The sequence below is a fragment of the Bradyrhizobium sp. SYSU BS000235 genome (assembly GCF_049747295.1).
Classification (GTDB): domain Bacteria; phylum Pseudomonadota; class Alphaproteobacteria; order Rhizobiales; family Xanthobacteraceae; genus Afipia.
This window is the reverse complement of record NZ_JBMHJM010000001.1, coordinates 429922-451743: the sequence shown is the minus strand read 5'-3', so window position 1 is coordinate 451743 and position 21822 is coordinate 429922. Positions and strand designations below refer to the sequence as shown.

The 21822-nt window shown below is 58.9% G+C and carries 18 protein-coding genes; 11 read left to right on the top strand and 7 right to left on the bottom strand.

What is annotated here, in order from left to right; translation table 11 throughout:
• Nucleotides 1–60 precede the first annotated feature (60 nt).
• Nucleotides 61–1479: a protein adenylyltransferase SelO gene (locus ACP0KA_RS01970; RefSeq protein ID WP_424627161.1), complete on the bottom strand. Its 1419-nt coding sequence runs from the start codon at nt 1477–1479 to the stop codon at nt 61–63.
• 80 nt (nt 1480–1559) lie between these two features.
• Between ACP0KA_RS01970 and ACP0KA_RS01965 the strand changes: the two genes are divergently transcribed.
• Complete coding sequence (locus ACP0KA_RS01965; protein WP_424627160.1) at nt 1560–1889, top strand: hypothetical protein; 330 nt, start codon at nt 1560–1562, stop codon at nt 1887–1889.
• A 164-nt stretch (nt 1890–2053) separates the two neighbouring features.
• Here ACP0KA_RS01965 and ACP0KA_RS01960 read toward each other — a convergent pair whose 3' ends face one another.
• Nucleotides 2054–2770 carry an RraA family protein gene (locus ACP0KA_RS01960; protein ID WP_424627159.1) on the bottom strand — a complete coding sequence of 239 codons (717 nt, stop codon included), beginning with the start codon at nt 2768–2770 and terminating at the stop codon, nt 2054–2056.
• 207 nt (nt 2771–2977) lie between these two features.
• On the opposite strand from ACP0KA_RS01960, the gene ACP0KA_RS01955 reads away from it, so the two are divergent.
• Nucleotides 2978–3967 (top strand): hydroxyacid dehydrogenase, encoded by a 990-nt coding sequence (locus tag ACP0KA_RS01955; protein ID WP_424627158.1) that lies wholly within the window; start codon nt 2978–2980, stop codon nt 3965–3967.
• Between the two features lie 21 nt (nt 3968–3988).
• Nucleotides 3989–4612: a hypothetical protein gene (locus tag ACP0KA_RS01950; protein WP_424627157.1), complete on the top strand. Its 624-nt coding sequence runs from the start codon at nt 3989–3991 to the stop codon at nt 4610–4612.
• Nucleotides 4613–4623: 11 nt separating this feature from the next.
• Here the strand turns inward: ACP0KA_RS01950 and ACP0KA_RS01945 are convergent, their stop codons facing one another.
• Genes ACP0KA_RS01945 through nikR form a run of 3 tightly spaced genes read right to left on the bottom strand, consistent with a single transcriptional unit; the run spans nt 4624 to nt 8537 of the window.
• Complete coding sequence (locus tag ACP0KA_RS01945; RefSeq protein WP_424627156.1) at nt 4624–6726, bottom strand: S9 family peptidase; 2103 nt, start codon at nt 6724–6726, stop codon at nt 4624–4626.
• 44 nt (nt 6727–6770) lie between these two features.
• Nucleotides 6771–8039, bottom strand: a complete 1269-nt coding sequence (locus ACP0KA_RS01940) for a Zn-dependent hydrolase (protein WP_424627155.1) — start codon at nt 8037–8039, stop codon at nt 6771–6773.
• A gap of 51 nt (nt 8040–8090) precedes the next feature.
• On the bottom strand, nt 8091–8537 hold the full coding sequence (gene nikR / locus ACP0KA_RS01935) for a nickel-responsive transcriptional regulator NikR (protein WP_424627154.1): 447 nt from the start codon (nt 8535–8537) through the stop codon (nt 8091–8093).
• A 258-nt stretch (nt 8538–8795) separates the two neighbouring features.
• Between nikR and ACP0KA_RS01930 the strand changes: the two genes are divergently transcribed.
• The 6 genes from ACP0KA_RS01930 to ACP0KA_RS01905 all read left to right on the top strand — a co-directional run bounded on the left by ACP0KA_RS01930 (nt 8796) and on the right by ACP0KA_RS01905 (nt 16474).
• On the top strand, nt 8796–10955 hold the full coding sequence (locus tag ACP0KA_RS01930; RefSeq protein WP_424627153.1) for a TonB-dependent receptor: 2160 nt from the start codon (nt 8796–8798) through the stop codon (nt 10953–10955).
• Between the two features lie 62 nt (nt 10956–11017).
• Nucleotides 11018–11713 carry an urease accessory protein gene (locus tag ACP0KA_RS01925; protein ID WP_424627152.1) on the top strand — a complete coding sequence of 232 codons (696 nt, stop codon included), beginning with the start codon at nt 11018–11020 and terminating at the stop codon, nt 11711–11713.
• 343 nt (nt 11714–12056) lie between these two features.
• Nucleotides 12057–13031: a tripartite tricarboxylate transporter substrate binding protein gene (locus tag ACP0KA_RS01920; protein WP_424627151.1), complete on the top strand. Its 975-nt coding sequence runs from the start codon at nt 12057–12059 to the stop codon at nt 13029–13031.
• 79 nt (nt 13032–13110) lie between these two features.
• Complete coding sequence (locus tag ACP0KA_RS01915; RefSeq protein WP_424627150.1) at nt 13111–13596, top strand: tripartite tricarboxylate transporter TctB family protein; 486 nt, start codon at nt 13111–13113, stop codon at nt 13594–13596.
• A gap of 10 nt (nt 13597–13606) precedes the next feature.
• A complete protein-coding gene (locus ACP0KA_RS01910; RefSeq protein WP_424627149.1) occupies nt 13607–15115 on the top strand; it encodes a tripartite tricarboxylate transporter permease in 1509 nt (502 codons plus the stop codon).
• Between the two features lie 102 nt (nt 15116–15217).
• Nucleotides 15218–16474 (top strand): NAD(P)/FAD-dependent oxidoreductase, encoded by a 1257-nt coding sequence (locus ACP0KA_RS01905; RefSeq protein WP_424631464.1) that lies wholly within the window; start codon nt 15218–15220, stop codon nt 16472–16474.
• 100 nt (nt 16475–16574) lie between these two features.
• On the opposite strand, the gene ACP0KA_RS01900 is transcribed toward ACP0KA_RS01905, so the two are convergent.
• The gene (locus tag ACP0KA_RS01900) at nt 16575–17543 is read right to left on the bottom strand and encodes a TAXI family TRAP transporter solute-binding subunit (RefSeq protein WP_424627148.1); all 969 of its coding nucleotides are present in this window, start codon (nt 17541–17543) and stop codon (nt 16575–16577) included.
• Nucleotides 17544–17568: 25 nt separating this feature from the next.
• Nucleotides 17569–19587 carry a TRAP transporter permease gene (locus tag ACP0KA_RS01895; RefSeq protein WP_424627147.1) on the bottom strand — a complete coding sequence of 673 codons (2019 nt, stop codon included), beginning with the start codon at nt 19585–19587 and terminating at the stop codon, nt 17569–17571.
• Nucleotides 19588–19919: 332 nt separating this feature from the next.
• Between ACP0KA_RS01895 and ACP0KA_RS01890 the strand changes: the two genes are divergently transcribed.
• Together ACP0KA_RS01890 and ACP0KA_RS01885 are read left to right on the top strand one after the other, a co-directional pair.
• On the top strand, nt 19920–20621 hold the full coding sequence (locus ACP0KA_RS01890; protein ID WP_424627146.1) for a TetR/AcrR family transcriptional regulator: 702 nt from the start codon (nt 19920–19922) through the stop codon (nt 20619–20621).
• Between the two features lies 1 nt (nt 20622).
• Nucleotides 20623–21816 (top strand): efflux RND transporter periplasmic adaptor subunit, encoded by a 1194-nt coding sequence (locus ACP0KA_RS01885; protein WP_424627145.1) that lies wholly within the window; start codon nt 20623–20625, stop codon nt 21814–21816.
• Nucleotides 21817–21822: the final 6 nt, after the last annotated feature.

Genomic DNA, 21822 nt, shown 5'->3' with positions numbered 1-21822 from the left:
GGTTTTTGTTTTGACGCGTTTTCTTCACGCGAACCGGTCACCACTTCGCTCGAAAACGCTTTAGAGCGCGTAAGCCTCTTCCATCTGATCAATGGCTTCGAGTTTGGCGTGAAAGGCCGACCAGTCGTCGGTCTCCGCGATCGGCTTCCAGATCGCTTCCACTTCATCGATCAACATCGTGCAGGCTTCCGATCTTGCGAAGAACGGATGATTGAGATCGATGTGCGTGCGGGGTGAGAAGTGTTGCAGCATGTCCCTGACCGGCGCAAACGCCGGATTGTCATAGTATTCTTTCGACGGGCTTTTGGCCGCGCGATCGGCGCTGGCAAGGCCGCCGAACCAGTCGAAGAAGGTCTGCTCGAATGGGGCCTTCGTTTCCGACAGGAACATCCAGACCGTGCGTGCCAGTTCTGCGTCCTGCTGTGGATCCTTTGACTCGACCCCAAGGCGCTTGAGCAGGGCCCCAGTGAATTCCTGGCGCAGGACCGGCTCGAATGTCCCAAGCGCCTGTTCGAGGCCTGAGCGCTCAGCAATCGGAAGCAGACACTCGGCGAGCCGTGTCAGATTCCAGAACAGGGCGTCGGGCTGCCGTCCGTAAGCGTAAAGCCCGGTCTCGTCGAAATAGGCCGCCGTGAATTCCGGATCGAGTACGGGCAGAAAGCGCCACGGTCCGTAATCGAAGCTCTCGCCGGTGACGTTGATGTTATCGGTGTTCAGAACGCCATGCACGAAACCCGCCGCCATCCACTGGGCGCCGACCCGCGCCACGCGTCGGCAGACTTCCTCAAGAAACGCGGACGCGCGTGCCGACGTATCGTCCTTCCAGATATTGGGCATGTAGGTGCGAATGGTGTAGTCCAGCAGTTTCTCGATATTGGCGTTCTCCTTGAGAAAGGCCTGGCGCTGAAAGCTGCCGATCCGGATATGCGAGTGGCTGAGCCGAACGAGAACCGACGCGCGTGTGGGAGACGGCTCGTCGCCGCGAATGAGCGACTCTCCAGTTTCCACCAGGCTGAACGATTTCGAGGTGTCCACGCCCAAGGTCTGCAGCATCGACGTGGCGAGGACTTCCCGCACGCCGCCCTTCAGCGTGAGACGCCCGTCGGCAGTCCGCGACCACGGTGTCTGACCGCTTCCCTTGGTGGCAAGGTCGAGCAGGCGCCCATTGCGCACATCTCGCAATTGCGCAAACAGGAAGCCGCGGCCATCGCCGAGGTCAGGGTTGTATACGCGGAATTGATGGCCGTGGTAGCGTAACGCCAGCGGCTGCACGAAGCTGTCGGGCAGCGGCGCGAAGCGACCAAAATGCGCGATCCATTCTTCGTCGGTCAGCGTATCCAGGCCAACGGACTTGGCCGCGCGCTGATTGCGGTAGCGCAGGACGTGTTGAGGAAACGAAGCCGGAGCGACGATATCGTAAAAGTCGGGACCCAGGGCGGAATGGTTGGTCGCGGCACGATACAGGGGAGAGGCGGGCATCAAAAACTCGAATGATGGACAATGCTAGATCTCCACCATAACGGATGGAACCGCATTCGGGTTCAAAAAAGAAGGTTGCAATGACGGATCATCAGGGGCAATTGCGGGTCACCCAGGAGCTGTCGCGGCACATCCTGCCGACGTCGGCGACCATGATCGGAATCTGCACGACTTTCATCGGTCTGGTCAAACTGGTGGAAGCCAGGATCGGTCCTAGTCACGTCGATGAATATGCGGCACTCGCTGCGCTGCTGTTTCTTGTCAGCTCGGCGGCATCTTATTTATCGATCCGCTTTTCAGATCGCAAGCGGATCGGTGCGCATTGTGAGAAGCTGGCCGATCAGTTTTTTCTGGCGGGCCTTGTCAGCATCACGGTGATCGCAACGCTGTTTGCCTACGAGGCGATCTAGATTGTGCGAGGCAATCTAGATCGCTGAGGTCACTCAGAACGGCAGGTGGCCGCTCTTGAAGTAGTACATGGCAAGAAAGCCGATCACGAGTCCAACCAGAACACCAAGCGCGACTTTCATTCCGAGATCCTTTCGTTACGCGACTTTACGTTCGCGCCCGCCTTTTAGTGAATCTCGGCGGAGCGGGCCAGCGCTTCCTTGAGCTTCTCCAGAGAGAAGTCGGGGCTGCGGGCGATGCCGAGAATTGGCTCTTCCCGGCGCGCGCAGAGCTCAGCGGCTTCCGGCAATTTCGCGGCGAGATTGGCCGGAATGACAATCGCTCCGTGTTGATCGGCGTGAATCAGATCGTTCGATCGCACTGTCATGCCGTGGACACAGACGTCGTCGCCGAAACCGTCGAGGTGGACGTAGGCGTGAGATGGATTGAGCATGCCAGCGAGGGCCTGAAATCCCGGAGCCCACTGCGGGATGTCGCGGATCGAGCCGTCGGTGACGACGCCGAGGCAGCCAAGCGCCTTGTGGACCGAGCTGTTGACCTCGCCCCAGAAGGCGCCAAAGCCGATGTTTGCGCCGTCCAGATCCTGGATCACGCTGATCCGGGGGCCGGGACCCGTGCCGGCATATTCATAATAGGCCAGTCGTTGCGCCCGCGCATCGGCCGGGGACAGGCTGGAGGCAGACGTGGAGCGGATCGTGGCGGTTCGGGCGTAGCCGACCATTGGCGGCAGGTCCGGAAACGGGCAAACGAACGGCTTGCTCGTAAAGCCGGTCAGGCGGCGCTCAGGGGCGACAACTTCCATCGCATTGCAAATCGTAGGGGTGTCGTAGCGGGCCAGGTCTGCGAGCAATGCGGCAGGAAGGGGTTCGGTCACGGGTTTCATCTCCTGATTTTGATCTTGTTTGCTGACCCGATCCGACGAACGGTCGCAGGGGGATTTTGCCGTCCTGAGCGTCAGGCGGCAAGCCATTGAAAGGATGGACGCAGGCGCCATCCCATGTTTTGTGTAGGATGAAATGTCATCGCTGCGATGGTGTCCGGATCGGCGGCATGGCGGTATAGAAAACTGACAAAAATATCAGGGAATGAAATGGCAACAAACAAGAAGAAGCTTTTGATCGTGGAGACGATGGCGCCGGGCGGTTGGGCGCTGTTCAAGGAGCGCAGCGACATCGAGGCGATCGAGTTTCCCAACACCATCTCGGCTCCGGATTTCAATGCGATGCTGCGGCAGCATGCCCCGGTCAACGGGGTGGCGCTCGGCGGAACGCGGTTTGGTCCGAACGAGATCGAGTCCTCCGGCGAGATGATGGTGGTCGCGCGCATCGGCGTCGGCTACGACGCGGTCGATGTGCCGGCGCTGAGCGCCAAGAATATCCCGCTGATGACGGCGGGGACCGCCAATTCACCGTCGGTTGCTGAAGCCGCCTTGTTCATGATGATGGCGCTGGCCAAACGCGCTGCCGAACTGGACACGATGGTGAAGAGCAATCAGTGGAATAAGCGGCTCGGCGCCATTCCGTTCGATCTTCTCGGCAGGACGGCTCTTGTGGTCGGCTTCGGCCGCATCGGCACGCGCTTGGTCAAGAGGCTGCTGGCGATGGAAATGAACGTGCTGGTGTATGACCCGTTCAAGACGAATGAAGAAATCCAGGCTGCCGGTGCCGAGTGCGTGACTGATCTCAATGCGGCACTGTCGCGGGCGGATTTCGTGTCGCTGCATTGTCCCAAGTCTCCTGCCACCGTCGGGCTGATCGGCACGAAGCAGCTCAAGCAGATGAAACGCACGGCCTATCTGATCAACACGGCACGCGGCGGCATCGTTGACGAGAAAGCGCTCTATACAGCGCTGACCGAAGGGATGATCGCCGGTGCAGGGCTTGATGTATTCGAGCAGGAGCCGCCGTCGGCGGACAATCCGCTCCTGACCTTGGCCAACGTGATCACTGCGCCGCATGTGGCCGGTGTGACGCGCGAGGCGCTGGACCGCATGGGACTGCAAACGGCGCGCAACATCATCAGTGCGCTGGATGGCGCTCCCATTCGCGAGAACGTTATCAATCAGGACGTCCTGAGCTGACGTCCTAACTGGACGCGTGACATGCCGCTGCAGAATCGCGTGACACCGTTCGGTGAGATCGTTTCAACACCGCATCGCGGCCGCTTTACCGGCAATCGCGGGATCATTCATGACCCCGCGACGCGGACGCTGCTCAACCGGCGCTGGTCCTCGAAAGCCTGGATTACATGCGTCTGCGAGTTCAAGGGCCGCAGACGTAAGGTCATGGGTAGCCGGAGCTGGACTGAACTGTTTTTCCTGGATGAAGCAACGGCGTTCGCGGCGGGGCATCGGCCCTGCTTCTATTGCCGCCGTTCAGACGCGGTGGCTTTTCGCGATGCGTGGGGCGAGGGGAATGGGCACGCCGAACCCTATGCCAAGGATATCGATGAAATCCTTCATCGCGAACGGCTGGATCGGCATGCCAAGCGTCTTCATCCACTGCCTGTAATCGCGGGTGAATTACCAAGCGGTGCAATGGTTGCGGTCGGCGAGAAGAGTTATCTCATAGCCGATGGACAAGCTTGGCTGTGGTCATTCGCGGGCTATAACCGTGCTTCAGGGCCGCTGGATGATGCGAAGCTGCTCACGCCACCGTCTATCGTGAACGCGTTTCGCGCGGGGTATCGTCCAGACATCCACGCCAGCGCCGTCGTCGCGGACTGAAGCGCTCGCGATCAGGCGCCAGCGGTTGCGAGACCAACCGCCCAGAGCGCAAACGCGTAGGCGATCGCGACTTCATCGAGCCGGTTGAAACGCCCCGACGCGCCGCCATGGCCGGCACCCATATTTGTCCTCAGCAAAACCGGGCCGCCGCCGGTCATGGTGGGACGCAGGCGAGCGATCCATTTCGCCGGCTCCCAATAGGTCACGCGCGGATCGGTGAGGCCCCCCATCGCCAGAATGGCCGGATAGTCCGTCGTGGCAACATTGTCGTAGGGCGAATAGGAGAGGATGGTCTTGAAGTCCTCTGCGCTCTCGATCGGATTCCCCCATTCGGGCCACTCCGGTGGGGTCAGCGGCAGCGTATCGTCGAGCATCGTGTTGAGCACATCGACGAAGGGGACTTCGGCCACAATGCCCGCGAATAATTCACCCGCACGATTGGCGACGGCGCCCATCAGCATGCCACCCGCACTGCCGCCATGACCGACAATCTTTTTTGTCGATGTGTATTTCTGCTCGATCAACGCCCGGCCGGCCGCGGCGAAATCGTCGAATGAGTTGGTCTTTTTCTCGCGCTTGCCGTCGAGATACCAGCCCCAGCCCTTGTCCGATCCGCCGCGGATATGCGCGATGGCGTAGACAAATCCGCGGTCGACCAGAGATAAGCGGTTTGCCGAAAATGACGCGGGAATCGCGTGACCGTAGGAGCCGTAGCCATACAGCAGCAATGGAGCGCTGCCGTCACGAACCAGTCCCTTGCGATGAAGGATGGACACCGGCACCTGCGCGCCATCGTAGGACGTCGCCATGATGCGTGTGGTGACATAGTCCGCCGGGTTATGGCCAGATGGGATTTCCTGGCGCTTGCGCAAAATGCGCTCGCGGCTGACCATGTCGTAATCGAAGACTTCCGATGGCGTGGTCATGGATGAATAGGAAAATCGCAAGTTCGTGGTGTCGAACTCGTAACCGCCTAGTGTGCCGAGTGAATAGGCTGCCTCGTCAAAAGCGATGGCGTGTTCTTCGTTCGCCGTGAGATCGCGGATAACGATAGAAGGCAGGGCGTTCGCCCGCTCCAGCCGCACCAGATGATTGGCGTAAAGTTCGACATCGATAACGTAGATCCCCGAACGATGCGGGATCAGGTCGCGCCAATTGGATCGTTCAGGCGCGTTCAACGGCGCAGTCACGATCTTGAAGTCGATCGCCTCGTCTGCGTTGGTGAGAATAAACAGCTCGTCACCGCGATCGGATATGGAATACTGCACGCCTTCTTCGCGTGCCGCGACCAGCCGCGGCGGTGCGTCGGGATGGGCAAGATCGATCAGCCGCTGTTCCGAAGTTTCGTGATCGCCACCGGCGATGACACAGAAGCGGCCGCTGGCGCTCTCATGGATATGAGTGAACCACCCGGAATCTTTTTCCTCATAGACGAGCGTGTCGTCCGACTGAGACGTGCCGAGCCGATGAAGGTAGACCTGCATCGGACGATGGTTGTCATCGAGCATGACGTAGAAGAATGATTTCGAGTCGGCACTCCAGACCACGCCGCCGTCGGTTTCCTCGATGACGTCGTCGCTGTCCTGACCTGTCGCCCAGTCACGGATCCGGATGGTGAAATATTCCGAGCCCTTGATGTCGGCGCTCCAGGCTTCAAGCTTGTGATCCGGGGAATGCCGTGCGCCACCAAAGTGGAAGTACTCACTTTGTGAAGCCAGTTGGTCGCCATCGAGGATGATGCGCTCGTCGCCACCCTTGCGTGCCGAGCGGCCGATCATCTCGTGCTGGCCGCCCTCGCGGTATTTGTGGAAGTACGCAAATGCGCCGTCAGGCGAGGGGACGCTGGAATCGTCCTCCTTGATGCGCGCGCGCATTTCGGCAACCAGCGTCTTCTGCAGTCCGGCCGTGTGTCCGAGAACGGATTCTGTGTAATCGTTCTCCGCTTCCAGATAACTGCGGATGTCGGGTTTCAAAATAGAAGGATCCCGCAGAACCTCCTGCCAGTTCTCATCCTTCAGCCAGGCATAATCGTCGGACACGGTGATGCCATGTCGAGTGAAACTGTGTGGACGGCGCAGCGCGATGGGCGCTGCAGCCGGTTGTCGGATGTTCATGCGTTGTGCCTTAACGAATGTCAGAACCGGGTCACTAAGACACGTTAGCTATTCGTATTTGTCGAGGATGCAATCCCTGCAAGGGAGAGAACCGTGTGCAGCAGCACGTTCGCGCCCGCCGCGCAGTCGGCCTGTGTCGCGTCCTCGATTTCGTTGTGGCTGATGCCATCCTTACACGGCACGAAAATCATGGCTGCGGGCATGACAGTTGCGAGGTTGCAGGCGTCGTGTCCTGCGCCCGAGGTGATACGGCGATTGGAGTAGCCCAGCTCCTTGCTGGCGTTTTCGACGGCGGCGACAAGTTTGGTATCAAAAACGGTCGGTTCCTTGCGCCAGACCTGGTTAAGCTCAATCGTCACCTTGCGTCGCTTGGAAATCTCCTCGATCGCGGCTTGCAAATCGCTGTGCAGTTTGTCCAGCGTCGCGGACTCAGAACTGCGAATATCGGCGGTAAATTTGAGGTCGCCTGGGATCACGTTGCGTGACGGATTGTCGATAATGATTTCACCGACGGTGCCGGCTGCGTTTGGTCCAAGCTCTTTCGCCAGCTTTTCAACCACCAGAACGAATTCGGCGAAGGCGGCCAACGCGTCACGACGCAACGGCATCGGCGTCGTGCCTGCATGGCTTGCGAAGCCGGTAATGACGCCATCATACCACATGATGCCCTGGCCGCGGTCCACCACACCGATGGTCTTGTTCTCGGCTTCCAAGATAGGCCCCTGTTCGATGTGCAGCTCGACGAAGGCACTGAATTTCTGCTTCCCGACAGGTTCTGCGCCATGGTAGCCGATGGTGTCGAGCGCTTCGGCGACAGTAACGCCATCAATATCCTTGCGGCCGAGGATGTTTTCGGTCGTGTACTCGCCGGCATAAGCGGCGGATGCCATCATGGCCGGTGCGTAACGTGAACCTTCCTCGTTGGTCCAGTTGCAGACGCAGATCGGAGCTTCGGTCTCGATGCCTGCATCGTTCATCGCGCGCACGACTTCGAGGGCAGCGAGCGTGCCGAGGATGCCGTCGTATTTGCCGCCGGTCGGCTGCGTATCAAGATGCGAACCGATCCCGATTGGGGCTTTCGACATGTCGCGGCCGGGGCGCAGGGCGAACATGGTGCCTAGCGCGTCAACGCGGACTTCGCATCCCGCGGCCTCGCAGGCGGCGCGAAACCAGTCACGCACTTGCTTGTCTTCCGCGCCGAGGGTCAGGCGCCGTACGCCGCCCTTGGGCGTGGCGCCGAACTTTGCTGTTTCGTGAATGTCATTCCACAGGCGGGTGGAATCGATCTGAAGATTGGATTTTGCTTTGCTCATAAGACCTCGATAACCCAGGTTCGAAAGGAGTACATCCGCGAAAAGTGCGTGTCAGGTGTGCCGGTGGGCGGGGCGCTTGTGCGCTTTGGTGGATTTGCTGTCAGTTGGGATCATAACCACACGCCCGTAGCGAACGCCACGTTCCGCGATGATGTGGTCGGCGAGATGTTGCACCTCCGACGTCGGCCCTTTCAGGGCGGTGATCTCCATGCAGTTGTCATTGTCGAGATGGACATGCAGCGTCGCAAGCGACAGGTCATGATGATCATGGAAATTGTTGACCAGACGGCTTGAGAGATCGCGGGCCGCGTGATCATAGACGTAGACCAGCGCAGCAACACATTCGCTTGATTTACCGGCATCCTGGGCGGCCTGTTGCATGCCCGCGCGGGTAAAATCGCGGATCGCCTCGGAGCGATTTTGATAGCCATGCTGTTCAATCATGCGATCGAGTTCGGCCACCAGATCGTCGTCGAGGGTGATCGTCACGCGCTGCATCGGGAAGCTCCGCACCGGAAAAGTATGATGATTTATTGACATTGTCATACGCGACATGCCAGCTTGCCCGCGCCGGGCTGTTGTTTTTAAGAAGCGTCGTGGGTGGTGGGCAAGATCAAAGATCGGATGGTCGGCCGTTGGCGTAGGCTTGCGGCGACTCGTAGTTCATTTCCGGTCCGATGGCGGCCTGCGGGAATTGCAATTTGTGCGTCATTTGTTGCTTTCGTGCCTCGTGCATCGGCTCAGACCGCGAATCCTTTGGACAACGCAACGTCGCTGCCTCCGGTGGATGTGGTCGCAGGCTCGCGTCGGGAGCCCGTTAAGAGACAGCAGGCTGTTTCCCCTGTAGCCGTTGCTTCGGCCGATGGCGGTGACACACCGGTCTTGTCTGCGAGCGAGAAGACTTTCACCGGTACGGAGGTCAATGAGCGGCCGTTTTCCCGGCCCGCGGAAGCGCTGGAGGTGGTGCCGGGTCTAATTATCACCCAGCACAGCGGTGACGGCAAAGCCAACCAGTATTTCCTCCGCGGCTTCAATTTGGATCACGGCACGGATCTGGCGATCTCTGTTGATGGCATGCCCGTCAACATGCGCACGCATGGTCATGGCCAGGGCTATGCGGATCTCAATTTCCTGATCCCCGAACTGATTGGATCGGTGAATGTGAAGAAGGGGCCGTACTTCGCGGATGAAGGCGATTTCTCGTCGGTCGGCGCGGTGAATGTCAGCCTGATCGATACGGTCAAGAAATCCATGGCTTTGGCTACGGTGGGGAGTTTTGGATACCGCCGGGTCTTCGGAGTGACATCGGCGAAAGCGGGTGAGGGCAATCTGCTCGTGGCCGGCGAAGTCAACACCTACAACGGCCCTTGGGATTATCCCGACAAGCTTCGAAAGCTGAATGCCGTTGTTCGCTATACCGAAGGCACCATGGATAATGGTCTATCTCTGACAGGTATGGCTTATTCCAACCGATGGAATTCGACGGATCAGGTGCCGTTGCGCGCGATCACCTCGGGACAGATTGGTCTCTACGGTGCGCTTGATCCGACCGATGGTGGCAATTCCGACCGGTTCTCTATTTCCGGCCGATGGGCGCAGTCTGACAAAGATGGTTCGTCGAAGGTCAATTTTTACGCGATCAAGAGTTCGCTCGATCTCTATAACGATTTCACCTTTTTTCTCGACAATCCCGATAATGGAGATCAGTTTCATCAGCATGACGATCGCGTGCTCGCCGGTGTCAATGCCTCGCATGTGTTCAATACAGTGTTTGCCGGGCTGCCGGTGCAGACGGAGGTCGGCTTTCAGAGCCGATACGATGATATCAAGGTGTCATTGTCCGATACCGTTCAACGGCAGTTTTTCAAAGGCACACGCAGCGACAAGGTGAAAGAGGGGAGTGTCGGTCTGTTTGTCCAGAACACGATTCACTGGACGAACTGGTTCCGGAGCTATGTGGGCTATCGTGGCGACGTCTATAACGCCAACGTCAATTCGCTCCTCGACCCCATCAACTCCGGTAACGCCAATGCGTCGATCGGCAGTCCGAAATTCGGTCTTGTATTTGGTCCGTTTGCCAAGACGGAGTTCTTCTTCAACGCAGGCGAGGGGTTCCACAGCAACGACGCGCGCGGTGTGACCATCAAGGAATCGCCATCGGACGGCACTGCGGTGGATTCATCGCCGTTTCTCGTGAAGACGCGCGGCGCGGAAATCGGCATCCGAACGAAGGCGATTCCCAATCTCGATAGTTCGGTCAGTCTGTTCGTGCTGGATTCCGCATCGGAAATTTTGTTTGTCGGCGACGCAGGTGACACCGAGGCAAGCCGCCCGAGCCGTCGTTACGGCATCGAGTGGAGCAACCACTACAAGCCATACTCGTGGCTCAGTTTCGACGGCGACCTTGCCGTCACACACGCACGTTTTCGCGGCGATAATTCCGATCAGGCGGTTGCCTACGCGGCGTTGGCTGGGTATCCGGAGGCGCAGATCGGCAATGCGCCCGGAAATTTCATCCCAGGTGCTCCCGACATGATCGCCTCCGCCGGCATGAGGATAGGTGAAGCAACCGGCTGGTTTGCTGCCTTGCGCTATCGCTACTTCGGTCCCCGGCCGCTGACGGAAGATGGCGCGTTCGTGTCACCGGCGACGGGACTGCTGAACGGACAACTTGGCTATCGTTTCGAGAATGGATGGCGCATTCAGTTGGACGCCTTCAACCTGACCGACAGCAAATCCGATCAGATCACCTATGCCTACGGCTCGCTGCTGAAAACGGATGCGCTGTTCGCGCAGTGTACCGGCCCCGCTCCAACGAGACCTCCAGCCGCGGTTTGCGAAACCGGCGTCATGGATCGCGTGCTGCATCCGGTGGAGCCGCTGGCGGTCCGTCTCACACTTGCGGGACAATTCTAACAAGGGACTTTGCGAACTTGTCGTTTCGGGTATGGTCAGCCGCCAAAGAGAGAGCGCAGGACATGTTTGGAATTCTGGGGCTTGGTTTCGTGCTGGGAATGCAGCACGCGCTGGAAGCCGATCACATTGCAGCCGTCTCCAGCATTGCCGCCCGCAGGACCCACGTTGGCGATATCGTCCGGCACGGATTGACGTGGGGGCTTGGCCACACCATCACGCTTTCTCTGTTTGCTGGTGCGGCGATCATTCTTGGACATGCGATACCGGAACACATTGCACAGCCCCTCGAGGGCGCGGTGGGCATCATGATGGTCGGGCTGGGCGCGAACGTGCTCTGGCGGCTGTGGCGTGACCGGGTGCATTTCCACGCCCATGGTCATGGAGATGGTACGGTTCATCTGCACGCACACAGCCATGCCCATGACACCGTGCCACATACACAAAGCCTGCACTCCCATGCCCACAGTTTCCGCTGGCGTTCGCTGTTCGTGGGGCTGATGCACGGCATGGCAGGATCGGCCGCGTTGCTCGTGCTCGCTGTTTCGCAGGTCGAAAAGCCGATCCAAGGTATTTTCTATGTCGTGCTGTTCGGGATTGGGTCGATGATCGGGATGGGCGCACTGTCGGCGGTCATCGCGTTACCGCTGGCGGCGTCGGCGCGATTTCTCACCTGGGCCAATCATGCGCTCCAGATCGTTGTTGGAATCGTGGCCATATCGATCGGCGCGATGACGATTCACGCGACTCTTCTCTCGTAATCTCTTTCTCTAGTGTCCCGAATCCGAAGTTCGCCTGCATATTGCTGCGCGCTTCGTAGCGAACTTCGGATTCGAAAAGGACACTAGCAGCTTATGATTCTAGTGTGGTTTAGGTTCAGAAGTTCGCATAAAGGACGCGCCGAGAAACGAAGCAAACTTCTGAACCACCACACTAGAAGATTGAGACGTATTGCCGCACGTGCCGCAATACGTTGCGCCGCAGTAGATAGCGACGCGTTTCATCGCTTTTCTTTCGCACCGTTTTCGTGGATCATCGGCCCACGACATAAAACAACGGCAGGTTCTGACAATGATCACGAACCGCAAAGGGGAGCGCTCTTTTATGATTCACGGGACACGTGTGAAGACCGCAATTGCGGCAGCAGTGCTGGCTTTGGTCGGCGGCGCCGCGATGGCACAGGACTATCCAAGCAAGCCGATCACGCTGATCGTCCCATGGCCAGCGGGCGGTTCGACGGATATCTCGATGCGGGCGATTGCGGATGCCGCATCGAAGCACCTCGGCCAGCCGATTGCCGTGGACAACAAGGCCGGTGGCGGCGGCACGGTGGGTCCAGCGACGATGGCCGCCACGGCGAAGCCGGATGGCTATACGATTTCCCAGATTCCGATCACGGTATTTCGCCTGCCGCTGATGCAGCAGGTGTCCTGGGATCCCAGCAAGGACTTTACCTACATCGTCCATCTCACCGGTTATACCTTCGGGGTGACGACCAATGCGGATTCCCAGTTCAAGACCTGGAAGGACGTGGTCGATTTCGCCAAGCAAAATCCGGGGAAGGTGACCTACGCAACTCCAGGCGCGGGAACGTCGCTTCACATCGGGATGGAGCAGATTGCCGGGATGGCCGGAATCAAGCTGACGCAGGTTCCGTTCAAGGGCGGTGCGGAGACCAACGCAGCGGTGCTGGGCAATCACACCATGCTGCAGGCTGACTCGACCGGCTGGAAGCCATTGGTCGATGCCGGCAAGCTTCGGCTGCTGATGGTGTGGACCGAAAAGCGCTCGCCAAACTTCCCGAATGCGCCGACGCTCAAGGAGCTCGGCTACCCGATGGTCTACGATTCACCCTTCGGTATTGCCGGACCGAAAGGCATGGATCCGAAGATCGTCGCCAAGCTGCATGATGCTTTCAAGAAGGCGATCGAAGACCCCGCCGTCATTGCAACGCTCGCGAAGTACGACATGGTGCCGAACTACAAGAGCACCGAGGACTACAAGAAATTCGTCGGCGAGGTCACTGATTCCGAGCGCAAGGTGATCGATCACCTTGGACTGAGCAAGAAGACGAACTGAGCGTACGCACAGCGCAAGACCTGCGGCCATTGCCGTCGCGGGTCTTTGCATCTGGCATGTTTGCGGGAGGCAGTACGCTATGAATGGTTCTGGCGATACGAAAAACAGGCTGAACAACTCCGAACTGTGGGGCGGAGTGGTTGGGTTTGCACTCGGCGTGTTTGTAATCCGGTCGGGTTACAGCCTTAACATCGGCAGCATCAACGATCCCGGCTCTGGCTATGTGCTGTTCTATACCGGAATTCTGATGTGCTTGTTTGCAGGCACGATCATTGTTTCGGCGATTACCGATGGGGGACCGACGCTGGGATCATTGTGGGCCGGCACCCGCTGGACCAAGCCGCTACTCGTGATCGTGTGTCTCGGAGCCTTCTCGTTTCTGCTGGAGCCGTTTGGCTTCCTTCTGACATCGATACCGTTGATGCTGCTGTTGTTGCGCGTCATCGACCCGGTTCGCTGGGCGCTGGCTGTCCCGCTCGCGATTCTCGCGCCGCTCGGCATGTGGTGGATTCTGAAGAAAGCCCTTCTGATCCAGTTGCCGATCGGCATGTTCAACATCGGCTGAGATCTGCGCAATGGATGTTCTTCTCAATGTCGGGCACGGATTTGGCGTCGCTCTTCAGCCGATCAATCTGCTCTACTGTTTCATTGGCGTGTTCATAGGCACGCTGGTTGGCGTGCTGCCGGGCATCGGTCCCATCTCGGCAATGTCGCTGTTGCTGCCGGTCACGCTGTCGAGCAGCCCGGAGTCGGGCATCATCATGATGGCCGGCATCTACTACGGCTCGATGTATGGCGGCTCGACCACATCGATCCTGGTCAACATTCCCGGCGAGGCGGCATCGGTCGTGACCTGTCTCGACGGCCACCAGATGGCGAAGCAGGGCAGAGCCGGCCCTGCGCTTGGAATTTCCGCGCTGGGCTCGTTCATTGCCGGGACCTTCGCGCTGATTGCGTTGATGCTGATCGCGCCGTCGCTCGCAGGTCTGGCTGTCGCATTCGGCCCGGCTGAATATTTCAGCTTGATGGTTCTGGGTCTCGTCGTTCTGACATTCCTCACCCAGGGCTCGATGGCCAAGGCGTTGTTGATGGCCTGTGCGGGCGTTGTGCTCGGTCTGATCGGTCTCGACAGTATCACCGCCATGCCACGTCTGACATTCGGCCGGCTCGAACTGATCGATGGCATCGGCCTTGTCCCCGTGGTGATGGGATTGTTCGGTGTCGCTGAAGTCCTCATCAACATCGAGCAGGTCATTAAGCGCGACGTCATCAACGCCAAGATCACCCAGCTGTTGCCAAATAAGGCTGACTGGAAAGCCAGTTCGGGGCCGATCGGCCGCGGAACAATACTCGGCTTCTTCCTCGGGATTTTGCCCGGCGGCGGCGCAGTGGTCGCATCCTTTGCGTCCTATGCACTGGAAAAGCGGTTGTCGCCGACGCCTGAACGCTTCGGTAAAGGCGCGATCGAGGGCGTTGCGGGACCGGAAGCGGCGAACAATGCCGCTGCGGGAGGCGCCTTTATTCCGCTGATGACGCTGGGCATTCCACCAAACGTGGTGATGGCCTTGCTACTGGGCGCATTCGTCATTCATGGCCTGCAACCCGGTCCACTGATGATCACGCAAAATCCCGGGCTGTTCTGGGGGATCATCGCCAGCATGTACATCGGCAACGCCATGCTGTTGGTGCTGAACCTGCCGCTCATCGGGATGTGGGTCCAGCTCCTGAAGCTGCCCTACAACGTGCTGTTTCCACTGATCCTGCTGTTCACGATCATCGGCGTCTATTGCAGCGGCAACAACGTCTTCGATGTCTACGTCATGGTCGGGTGCGGCGTTGTCGGATATTTCATGCGCAAGTTTGGTTACGAGCCGGCGCCACTCGTCCTGGCATTCGTGTTGGGGCCGATGATGGAGAACAATCTGCGCAAATCGCTGATCCTGTCGCAGGGTGATCTTATGACGTTCGTGCAACGTCCGATTTCCGCGGTCTGTCTTGTGTTCGCTGCGGTTCTCCTGATCGGCCCGTTGCTGCCGTCCCTGCGCAAGAAGCGGGAGCTTGTCGCGCTGGACGAAGGAGCGTGAGCCGGTTTCGTCGCTCTGAACGGAACTTATCCTTGGTCGCGGAGTCATCCTCGCAGATTTAGTCATTTGCTGCGATGATGGGCCTTCACCGACGATGGAATGATGTTTGATCCAGAGCGCGCGCGGCATGATGATTTACGTGGCGGCACGCCGCCATGGGGGCAGGATCCGCAACAGCTTGCCAGACCAGCCGTTGAGAAGGATTTCCGCTGCGAGGTGCTCATTGTCGGCGCCGGGATCACCGGTTCATTGGCGGCAGAGCATCTCGCATCTCAAGGACGCGACGTTTGTATCATAGATCGCCAGCGGCCCGGCTTCGGCAGCACGCTGGCGAGCACGGCCATGTTGCTATGGGAAATCGACCGTTCGCTGACCAAGCTCACCGAGCTTTATGGATTTGAACGCGCCGCAAACATCTACCGGCGCAGCTTGAACGCCACGAACGGCCTGATCGAGCTCGTAACGACGCAGGGATTGCCTTGTGTCTTGCGCCAGAGACATTCGCTTTATTTGGCAGGAAGCGAAATTGGTGAGCGTGAACTGCTCGCCGAGCATCATCTCCGCAAGCGGGCAGGGCTACCGGGTTATTTTCTGGACCATCGAGGATTGGCGCAGGCGTTCGACCTCTTCCGCGAGGCCGCGATTGTGTCGCCCGGTTCTGCCGACGTAAATCCGTTGCTCTTATCCAGGACCTTGCTTGCAGCAGCGCTGCAAAACGGAGCTGCGGTGTTCGACGCCGAGGCATTAACCTATGACAACAGCGCAAACAGCGTTGTTATCGGTCTTGACGATGGGCATGTCATCGAGGCGTCTCACGTTGTGCTCGCGACCGGGTACGTGATGCCGGATTTTGTCACATCGGATCTGCACAAAGTGGCGTCCAGCTGGGCGATCGCGACGCCACCCCAGCCGCCAGGCGCAATCTGGCGGGATGGCGCCCTGATTTGGGAAGCGTCTGAGAATTACAGTTACGCACGCAGCACGCTGGATGGCCGGATCATCATGGGCGGGGAAGACGACGACACGATCGTCGAGCCAGACGCGCGGGACGAATTAATGCCTGCGAAAGCGAAGGCCATCCTGACGAAGCTGCATGCTCTCTGGCCGAAAGCATCAAATGCTGCAGAGTTCATCTGGTCTGGTGCTTTTGGAACGACCGGTGACGGCTTGCCGCTGATAGGACGCGTTGCCGGACATCCGCGTATCTATGCCGCTTACGGCTACGGCGGCAATGGCATCACATTCAGTTACTTGGCATCCCGCATCATCGCGGCATTGATCGCCGGTAATTCCCAGCCATGGTTTGACGACTTCGCCATCAACAGAGATGTGCCGAAGAGCGTCGTTCGACCGCTCTGAGGCATTGCCAAATCTAAAGACCCGCGTCGTTGAGGCAACCGATGCACAAAAGAAAATGCCCGGCACAGGCCGGGCATTTGATGAGCAATCCAGATGGCAATTACTTGCCGATGCCCTTTTCCTTGAAGTACTTCAAAGCACCCGGATGGAACGGGATCGGTGAGCGCTCCTGAACCTGATTGTCCAGGGAGAAGCTCATGGCTTCCTTGTGCACGGCGACGATATCAGCCTTCTTTTCAACGAGTGTCTTGACGATGTTGTAGGCATCGTCATCGCTCATTTTGTTGCCCGTGACGATGATGTTCCAGACTTCAGTGTTCTTGTTGTCCTTGTCATAGCCCGGATAGGTGCCAGCCTTGATCGTGCCGGCGCTGTAGAGCTTGCCGTACTTCGCGTTCATCTTGTCGACGAGATCGGCGTGGTCAATGAGCTTCATCTTGACGCCAGGCGTAGCAGCAAGGTCCGTCACCGACGCGGTCGGCACGCCGCCAACCCAGAAGAAGGCATCGATCTTGCCGTCTTTGATTGCGTTGACGGATTCAGCGACGCCGAGACGCTCGCGCTTCATGTCCTTGTCCTTATCGAGACCTGCTGCCTCGAGGACGCGGAAGGCCATGACTTCCGTGGCGCTGCCGGGAGAGCCCGTAGAAACCCGCTTGCCCTTGAGATCGGCCATCGTGTTGACACCGGTCCCTTCAACGGTCACGACGTGCATACGGTTGGGGTAGACGACCAGGAGGGCCTGCAGCGGAATCTTGCCGCTCTTGAACTTGTCTTCACCCTTATAGGCATCGAGCGCGGCGTCGGCCATGGAGAAGCCAAGCTCGCTCTGTCCCGTGCCGATAAGCTTGAGGTTGTCCACGGAGCCGCCGGTGACTTCGGCAGTCGCCTGAACGTTCGGCAGGTTCTTCGAGAGCACGTTGGCGATCGCGCCGCCGAGCGGATAATACACGCCGCCGGTGCCGCCTGTTCCGATCGACATCGTCCTCTGTTGTGCGTGGGCGCCGAAGCCCAACCCGACCGACAGCACAAACGCCAGTGCGGCTGTGATTTTTGTTCTCTTCAACATTGTCAGTGTTCCTCCTGGTTAAATCTTAGGCCGGTCGTTCGATTGCCGGTCCCTTTGCCTGCCACAGCAATACCCCTAACCCGATAAGGACGCCGGGTACATACGTGTAGCTGATGTCGCGGCCAATCGCCGCTTCGATGACCGCTTCGATCAAACTCGGGAAGACGAGCAGCAGTCCCGACAACACCAGCAGAGCACGTTCGATCGTGGTGGTGCGACGCAAGGCCCAGCCTTGCGCGGCTCCTGCCAGTGCCATCAGACCAAGCGTGGTTTTGATGGTGATTTCCACGATATCAACCCACGTGCCGCCCTTCGGAATATTGAGCAGCAATCCCACGCCCTGCGGATCGAGCACGAACACGAACGGAACGAGGAACGCGGGCAGGGTGTATTTCCACGACTGCAAGGTCGTCCTGTAGGGATCGCCACCGGTGATGGCTGCCGCCGCGAACGGTGACAGAGCGGTCGGCGGCGAGACTTCCGACAGCACAGCATAATAGAAGATGAACATGTGGGCCGCGTAGTCGGGAACGCCGAGCTTGATCAGCGCTGGCGCCGCGATCACCGCGCAGATGATGTAAGAGGCGGTGACGGGGACAGCGAGGCCGATGACCCAGACGATCAGTGAGGTGTAGATCGCGGTCAGCAGCAGGCTGCCGCCCGCATAGGTGATCACGATGGACGAGAACTTCAGTCCCAGACCGGTCAGCGTCACGATACCGACCACGATGCCGGCCGATGCACAGGTTGTTGCCGCGTTGAGCGCGCCGATCGAGCCGTCGGCCATCGCTCGCACGAGCTTTTTCGGCATGAGTGCCGTTTCCTTGCGAAGGAAGCTCAGCGCGAACGTGGTGATGACCGCATAGAACACGGAGAGCATCGGGGAATAGCCGAGCACCATGAACACGACGACGGCGACCAGTGAGATGAAGTGGAAGCCGTAGCGCTTGGTCATTTCACCGAGCGACATGTCCGGCTTGATGTCGACGTTGTGCGCACCGAAGCGCTTGGCATCGAGTTCAACCATCACAAGAAGCGACGCGTAATAAAGACACGTCGGGATGGTCGCCATCCAAATCACGTCGAGATAGCTGATCTTGAGGAATTCAGCGATCAGGAACGCCGCTGCGCCAAGGACCGGCGGGGAGAGAATCGCACCGAGTCCGCCTGCTGCGAGCAGGCCGCCGGCGGCATTCTTTTCAAATCCCGCCTTCTGCATCATCGGATAGGCGACGGTGCCGATCATCACGGTCGTCGCGACGCCTGATCCGGACGGACCGCCGAGCAGGAACGATGACAGCACGACCGTGCGCCCTGCGGCGTTGGTCTTGCCGCCCATCAACGCGAGCGAGAAATCGATGAAAAATTTGCCGGCGCCGGACTGCTGCAGAAACGCACCAAAGATCGTGAAGAGAATGATGAGGGTCGCAGAAACGTCGACAGCCACGCCGAAGATACCTTCGAGCGTGATGAAGAGATGTCCGACCAGACGTGTCAGGTCGTAGCCGCGATGCGTCCAAGGGGCAGGGAGATGTGGCCCCAGCATCGCATACGCAATGAAGAGCACTGCCACCACGGGCATGATGAGCCCCGTCGTGCGTCGCGTGGCTTCGAGCACGAGAACGATGAAGATAAGGCCGACAATGACGTCCAGATGATCGGGCGTCGTGGCGCGATCGGTAAAATCGTCACCGCCGTAGAGCGCATAAGCGATCGTAGCGACTGCGAGAATAGCGGGAACGACGTCCCACCAGCGCACATGATTGCGGAAGCGCGCGGCGAGGGGAAACAGCAGGAAGCTCAGGACGAGCGTGAACGCGACGTGCGTGTAACGAAGCTCTTGCGTCGGAACGATGGCGTAAGCCGCATAGAGGTGGAACAGTGTCATGGCCACGGCGATGACGGTCACCGCCTGGCCGGCGAAACCGCCCAGCCTGTTGGTTGCTCCCTCATCGGCCTCGATGAACTCTTCAGCTTTTTTGAGAGCTTCGTCAGAAATAGTCACCGGCGCATCATCGCCGGTCGGTGTTGTCACCGTCGTCATTCGTTCCCTCCAGGCCCCTCGTTAAAGTATCGGGGCATGCGGCCTTTCCGCGCAGGCGGGGCCATTCGTTCGGCGCGCATTCATGCGGGTTTGCTCGAACAAGGCAAGGCTACATTCGGACGAGATGAAAAGAATCAACACCCTGAACGGCTTTGCTGCGGTGCAGATGGAAGCAGCTCCAGAGGCGTGTTCGCTCTGCGTACTTGATGGAAGCGCCGGCCTTGTGGTTGGGGCGCTACACCGGCGCCTTAAAGAGCTGTTGAGGGCTCGAAATCTGATGCTGCGGTGCGCAAGGTAATTGACTTGTCTCAAAGTGAGTGCTTACTTACGCCATGAGCACCCTGAGACTGACCGGCGATTTGCGCCGTGAGCAGATTTTGGACGCGGCCAAGCGCTGTTTCGCGCGCTATGGCTATGCCGGCACGACGACAAAAAGCATCGCGATTGCAGCTTCCATATCGGAGGGCTTGCTCTTTAAGCACTTCCCGACGAAGGCAGCGCTTTACGCGGAGATTCTCGCGGAGGAGTGCGAGGCCGATCCTGAACTGCATCAACTGCTTGAGCTGGAGCCTTCAACATCCACGCTGCTGATCCTGATCCGCGAAATGGTCGCACATTTTATGCGGGCCAGCGAAGCGCCGGACGAAGAAGACGCGCAGCGGATGCGCTTGATGGTTTCGAGCCAGTTGGGGGACGGTGAATTCGCGCGCCTGGTCCACGAAAAAATCGGGGATCTGATTGGTCCCTTTTTCAAGGCATCGCTGGAGCAGGCGATCGCGGCTGGAGACGCGGTTCCCGTCAACATCGATCCACTCAACCTCTTTTGGTTCTCTCATCAGGTTGTTCACATGGTCGCCCTCACACGGCTTCCAGCAACTCCCTCACTGGCGTATGTCAACGCGCCTGATATCGAACGACAGATTTGCCAGTTCATCCTTCGGGGAATCGGGCTGACTGAAGCTGCTATCGCCAAATATTTAGATGCTGGACCTTCGCCGCTTCAGGCAACGGTTCGTATTTCGGAAAGTGCATGACATGGACGCCAAAACCTCACCGTCGCAACAGACGCCTCCGCTTGGAGATACGTCGCGTACCAAGCCGGTACGCATGACGCGCTGGTTCGTGATCGTAGGCGGCGCGCTGCTTCTGCTTGTCGGCGCCATCGTGGGCTTCAACGCGTTCCGCAATCACATGATTGCGGAATTCTTCAAGAACAATAAGCCGCCGCCAACGTCTGTCAGCGCCGCCGAAGCGAAATCGGAAGTGCTGCCGAACCTGTTGACCGGTGTCGGCGATCTTGCCGCTGTTCACCAGGTGGACGTGACGACGGACGTCAACGGCCGCGTCACCGAAATTCTCTTCACGGCGGGCGCGCAGGTAAAGAAGGGCGATCCGCTGGTCCAGCTGTTTGATGCTCCTGATCAGAGCGATCTTGCAAGCTTCAAAGCGCAGACCCTTGCGGCTTCGCTTGCGCTTGATCGTGCAAAGGCGCTGGTTGCAAAGCAGGCCGGTACGCAGGCGACCGTGGATCAGGCACAGGCCGCGTTTGATCAGGCCAGCGCATCGGTCTCCAGGACCGAAGCGGTCATCTCGCAGAAGCGGATTCTGGCGCCGTTCGATGGCGAACTCGGCGTCCGCAAGGTTGAATTGGGGCAGTATCTCAGTGCCGGCACCCAGATCGTTTCGTTGACTGATCTGTCCCGGCTTTATCTAAATTTCACGGCGACGGAAAAGGAGCGCTCGGTTCTCAATGTCGGACAGTCGGTCCGTATTGTGGTCGACGCTTATCCGGGACGGACATTTGAAGGCAAGATCACCACGATCGAGCCTCAAATCAGCGCCGACACCCGCAACGTCCGTATCCAGGCGACGTTCGCGAACCCGGACCACATCCTGAAGCCCGGTATGTTCGCCACGACCACCGTCGAGTTGCCGCCGAAGCCGGCCGTGGTGACGGTGCCCGAAACCTCCGTGGACTATACGCTGTACGGAGATTCCGTCTGGCTCATCAAGGAACACAAGACGGAAGACGGCAAAACCAATCTGACGGCTGACCGGACTTTCGTGAAGACCGGTCCGCGCATTCAGGGACGCGTGGTGATTACCACTGGCGTGAAGCCGGGAGATCGTATTGTGGCCGTGGGGCAGCTCAAGCTCCAGTCGGGGTCGGCTGTTGTGATTTCGGACGACCCGCCGCCACCAATTCCAGCTCAGCCGCCGCGCAACTGAACTCGT

Bases quoted from the DNA above. Each gene is read 5' to 3' on its own strand.
- ACP0KA_RS01925 (WP_424627152.1), top strand. From the start codon at position 11,018: ATGTTTGGAATTCTGGGGCTTGGTTTCGTGCTGGGAATGCAGCACGCG.
- ACP0KA_RS01920 (WP_424627151.1), top strand. From the start codon at position 12,057: ATGATTCACGGGACACGTGTGAAGACCGCAATTGCGGCAGCAGTGCTG.
- ACP0KA_RS01885 (WP_424627145.1), top strand. From the start codon at position 20,623: ATGGACGCCAAAACCTCACCGTCGCAACAGACGCCTCCGCTTGGAGAT.
- ACP0KA_RS01945 (WP_424627156.1), bottom strand. From the start codon at position 6,726: ATGAACATCCGACAACCGGCTGCAGCGCCCATCGCGCTGCGCCGTCCA.
- ACP0KA_RS01950 (WP_424627157.1), top strand. From the start codon at position 3,989: ATGCCGCTGCAGAATCGCGTGACACCGTTCGGTGAGATCGTTTCAACA.
- ACP0KA_RS01960 (WP_424627159.1), bottom strand. From the start codon at position 2,770: ATGAAACCCGTGACCGAACCCCTTCCTGCCGCATTGCTCGCAGACCTG.
- ACP0KA_RS01900 (WP_424627148.1), bottom strand. From the start codon at position 17,543: ATGTTGAAGAGAACAAAAATCACAGCCGCACTGGCGTTTGTGCTGTCG.
- ACP0KA_RS01895 (WP_424627147.1), bottom strand. From the start codon at position 19,587: ATGACGACGGTGACAACACCGACCGGCGATGATGCGCCGGTGACTATT.
- ACP0KA_RS01890 (WP_424627146.1), top strand. From the start codon at position 19,920: ATGAGCACCCTGAGACTGACCGGCGATTTGCGCCGTGAGCAGATTTTG.
- ACP0KA_RS01955 (WP_424627158.1), top strand. From the start codon at position 2,978: ATGGCAACAAACAAGAAGAAGCTTTTGATCGTGGAGACGATGGCGCCG.
- ACP0KA_RS01970 (WP_424627161.1), bottom strand. From the start codon at position 1,479: ATGCCCGCCTCTCCCCTGTATCGTGCCGCGACCAACCATTCCGCCCTG.
- ACP0KA_RS01965 (WP_424627160.1), top strand. From the start codon at position 1,560: ATGACGGATCATCAGGGGCAATTGCGGGTCACCCAGGAGCTGTCGCGG.
- ACP0KA_RS01940 (WP_424627155.1), bottom strand. From the start codon at position 8,039: ATGAGCAAAGCAAAATCCAATCTTCAGATCGATTCCACCCGCCTGTGG.
- ACP0KA_RS01905 (WP_424631464.1), top strand. From the start codon at position 15,218: ATGTTTGATCCAGAGCGCGCGCGGCATGATGATTTACGTGGCGGCACG.
- nikR (WP_424627154.1), bottom strand. From the start codon at position 8,537: ATGCAGCGCGTGACGATCACCCTCGACGACGATCTGGTGGCCGAACTC.
- ACP0KA_RS01915 (WP_424627150.1), top strand. From the start codon at position 13,111: ATGAATGGTTCTGGCGATACGAAAAACAGGCTGAACAACTCCGAACTG.
- ACP0KA_RS01910 (WP_424627149.1), top strand. From the start codon at position 13,607: ATGGATGTTCTTCTCAATGTCGGGCACGGATTTGGCGTCGCTCTTCAG.